At 57.8% G+C, this 3,527-nt stretch carries 4 protein-coding genes; all 4 read left to right on the forward strand.

What is annotated here, in order from left to right; translation table 11 throughout:
- The first annotated feature begins 414 nt into the window (after nucleotides 1-414).
- Nucleotides 415-597, forward strand: coding sequence for a helix-turn-helix transcriptional regulator (locus tag AADA15_RS19245; protein WP_341643181.1), 183 nt, complete (start codon nucleotides 415-417; stop codon nucleotides 595-597).
- Nucleotides 598-600: 3 nt separating this feature from the next.
- Entirely contained in the window at nucleotides 601-912 is a 312-nt protein-coding gene (locus AADA15_RS19250) for a hypothetical protein (protein ID WP_341643182.1), read from the forward strand.
- A 191-nt stretch (nucleotides 913-1,103) separates the two neighbouring features.
- Entirely contained in the window at nucleotides 1,104-1,778 is a 675-nt protein-coding gene (locus AADA15_RS19315) for a DUF7146 domain-containing protein (protein ID WP_437343226.1), read from the forward strand.
- A complete protein-coding gene (locus tag AADA15_RS19260) occupies nucleotides 1,775-3,274 on the forward strand; it encodes a DUF3987 domain-containing protein (protein ID WP_341643184.1) in 1,500 nt (499 codons plus the stop codon). Before AADA15_RS19315 ends, AADA15_RS19260 begins: the two co-directional genes overlap by 4 nt.
- Nucleotides 3,275-3,527 lie beyond the last annotated feature (253 nt).

The following is a 3,527-nucleotide window of genomic DNA, read 5'->3' on the forward strand; positions in this document are numbered from 1 at the left end:
ACGGTTGATTCGAATTTGGTATCTACGAGCTGGTGTTGGGCCGTGGTGCGGAGGGTATTTCCAAGTTTTTCTTGTTCCAAGACCCCAAAAAAATAAGGGGTTTGGGTATTTCAAAAAAGTTCTCAAAACTCATGAATTTTGCTACCAAACGTAGGCCCCCGTTTTGGGGTGTAAGGCGTTGTTTTATTTGATGTAATGTCTGCTCGCTGGGGTGCCTTAACAAGCACCGCGTACTGGTGTCTCTGAGACTTACAAAGCACGTACAGGCAGATTTAGCTTCATGTCGGCTCCGATGCGCCAACATCGGAACCGACGAGAATTCGGGACGTAAGAGCGGCCCCTGATGACTCACCTACTGCCACCAACTCACTCGCGTCAATTGCCTTGGCGCGGGATCAAGAAAGGTGTGCCAAAATGCACGTTCGTATCTATCGCAGACCCGATGTCGAAAAGATGGTCGGTCTTTCCCGTTCCACCCTCTACGCCATGATCGCAGAGGGTACTTTCCCAAAACCAATCAAGCTCGACAAGCGCGCTGTTGGCTGGCGTGAGGATCAAGTCCAATCTTGGCTGAATAGCCGTGTTGTGGAGGCTTGATCCATGAGCGCACGCGTTTTGAACAAGATGGCCGAAGCCGCTTCTGAGCAGTTCAGTTCAAGAGAGACCGCAGAAAATTACCATTCGGTCTTGGCCCAGCGTGGGAAATTCCGCGTGATCATATGCGCCTGCAACTACCAGTGGATCCTTCAGCAAAGGCGCAAGCATTTTAAGCCGGGGGGAACGGCATGGGACTATCTCGCGTATGTCACCTCAAAAAAGGTGCTGATCCGTCTCTCCCGGCGGTACAGCGGCCATGAGTGGCCGGAACTGGCCGCTCTTCCCGAGCATTTTCATTGGGGGGAGCCGAAATGAGTGCAGCTCAGAATTTGACCCGCGCATTGCGCGGGTCCTGGCTCGGTCACTACGGCATCGCCCGTTGTCCAGCGCATGATGACCAAACCCCAAGCCTGAGCATTGCAGATGCCGTGAACGGAGGACTTCTGCTTAAATGCCACGCGGGGTGCAGTTACCAGTCTGTAACGGCTGCTCTTCCGAATGGCACGATGCGGTTTCAACCCGTTGGCGGTTTGGCGGGCAGGGTTGTTCAACAGCAGGAGGCGGCTGCGAAAGCAAAGCGGGCAAGCCTCCAGGCGCGTAACCTGTGGGTGCAGAGCGCGGAGCTCAGAGGAACCCCGGCAGAGCGTTACCTAAGTAATAGGGGCATCACCTGCGGTTTGCCCCCTACGCTACGTTACGTAGAGAAGTGCTGGCACCTATCAGCCAAACGACTGCCTGCGCTCCTATGTAAGGTAACGGTACGTAGCGGCGACGCGGTGCACCGGACCTATATAACGTCTGACGGCTTGCGTAAGGCATCTGTAAGCCCTGCCAAAGCGATGCTTGGGCCAACCAAAGGCGGCGCGGTGCATTTGTCTGCTGGTTCGGGTGCGTTGGTTGTGGCCGAAGGGATTGAAACAACGCTTTCGCTCATGTCTGGCCTTTATCCCGGTGACCATCGTTTTTGGGCAGCGCTCAGTGCGACGGGAATGGCTGCGCTGGATCTGCCCGAACGTCCGGGGCGCTTGGTTATCGCGCCAGATGGCGATCAAACAGGCCGGGAGGCTGCGATCAAGCTGGCAGAGCGAGCCTGCGCCCTTGGCTGGCGGGTTTTTCTTCTCCCGGCTCCTGAAGGGCAGGACTGGAACGACGTCCTGCAAGCGCGGGGGGCTGTGGCATGATCCCTGTCCAAGAAATACCCTTTGCCCCGGATTGGCCTTCCCCGTCGCCGCGCCTCTTGCGCGCCCTTCGTCCGGCTGCACCGGCGCTCCCTGTGGACGCGGTGTTTGATTCCGAATGGGCAAGATGGTTGCGTAGCTCTGCCGAGTCAAAATCCGCTCCGGTGGATTATGTCGTAGCAGGTCTGCTGGCCGCCTCTGGCACGGCAATCGGAAATACCCGATGGGCGTCACCTTGGCAGGGGTGGGCTGAACCACCTGTGCTTTGGACAATGGCTATCGGTTCACCCTCTAGCAACAAGTCCCCTGGCCTGGACGCGGTTCTGGCTCCGCTCAAACAGATCGAGCGTGATCAGCGCGCAGCGATTGAATCGGAAGTTACGGAATGGCGCACAGCGGCAGAGCTGGCGAAAATCGCAGAGAGCGCATGGCGTGAACAGGCAAAGGCTGCCCTCAAGGATGGCTCTGAGCCTCCGGCGCGACCTGAAGCAGCAAACCTGGGAGCGGAACCCTTTCCGCCGCGGCTGACCATCGCAGATGGCACAGTAGAACGATTGGCGGTGATCGCGGCCAAGCAGCCGCGCGGAACTTTGCTCGCACGGGATGAGCTTGCAGGTTGGTTGCAAGGTATGACCCGATATTCTGGCGGCGGATCTGACCGCCCCTTCTGGCTGGAGGCTTACGGTGGGCGCAGTTACACGGTCGAGCGCATGGGGCGCGAACCTGTGCATATCGACCGTCTCAGCATTGGGGTGACCGGCGGCATTCAACCTGATCGGCTGAAGTCACTGCTGATGCAAAGTGATGATGATGGCCTTCTCGCGCGGTTCCTGCCGATCTGGCCGGAACCTGTTGCATTGAAGCGCCCTCTTGAGGGGGCAGACAACCGCTTTTTCGAACGTGCCTTAGGGAAACTGCACCAGTTGAAGATGCTGGAGGAGGAGGGCAAGCCGCCGCGCCCTTGGTTGGTTGCGTTCTCCGGTGATGCTTGTTCGGCGCTGGACGCCTTCCGCACCAAAACAAGAACGTGGGAGGAGGGGGCGGAGGGCTTGCTGCTATCCTTTGTGGGGAAACTGCCAGGGTTGGCCGTGCGCCTCTCTCTGGTTTTAAGCTATTTGGACTGGGCTGCGTCAAATGACCCGGAACCATTGGATATATCCCGGCAGGTATTTGTTCGCGCGGCGCACATGATCGAAGCCTATGTGCTTCCGATGGCGCGTCGCGCATATGCGGATTCCTCCGTGTCCAAGGCAGAACGGTCTGCACGTAGGGTTTTGGAGGCCATTCGCAGGTACCAGTGGCAGCGATTTACCAGTCGGGAACTTCTGCGGTTGGATCTCAAGGGGCTATCCACAGTCGCACAGTTGAACCCAGCCTTGACGATCTTGCAGGAGGGAGACGTTATCCGTCCCATTGAGATCGAGGTTGGCCCGAGGGGCGGGCGTCCATCGCGGATGTTCGCAGTGAACCCCGCTCTTCTCTCACCGCACCCCGCCTAAATGGCATCGCACCCCAGCGCGACAGAACCGACAAAACTGACATTACCTGGCGCGTGCTCTGGTTCTGTCAGTATTGTCGGTTTTGTCTTTGAGGGTCGTGCGAAGATCGCCAGCTGCCTTGGCAACCATACTCTGCCGGATTTTCTTGCGGGGGAGTAAAAGGGGGAACGCAAAACCCTCAATCCCGTATTTGCGTATAGATTCATGTACTTGGATGGGGGTAGTGGCGGAGAGACAGGGATTCGAACCCTGG

Source organism: Phycobacter sedimenti (assembly GCF_038148855.1).
Classification (GTDB): Bacteria; Pseudomonadota; Alphaproteobacteria; order Rhodobacterales; family Rhodobacteraceae; genus Phycobacter; species Phycobacter sedimenti.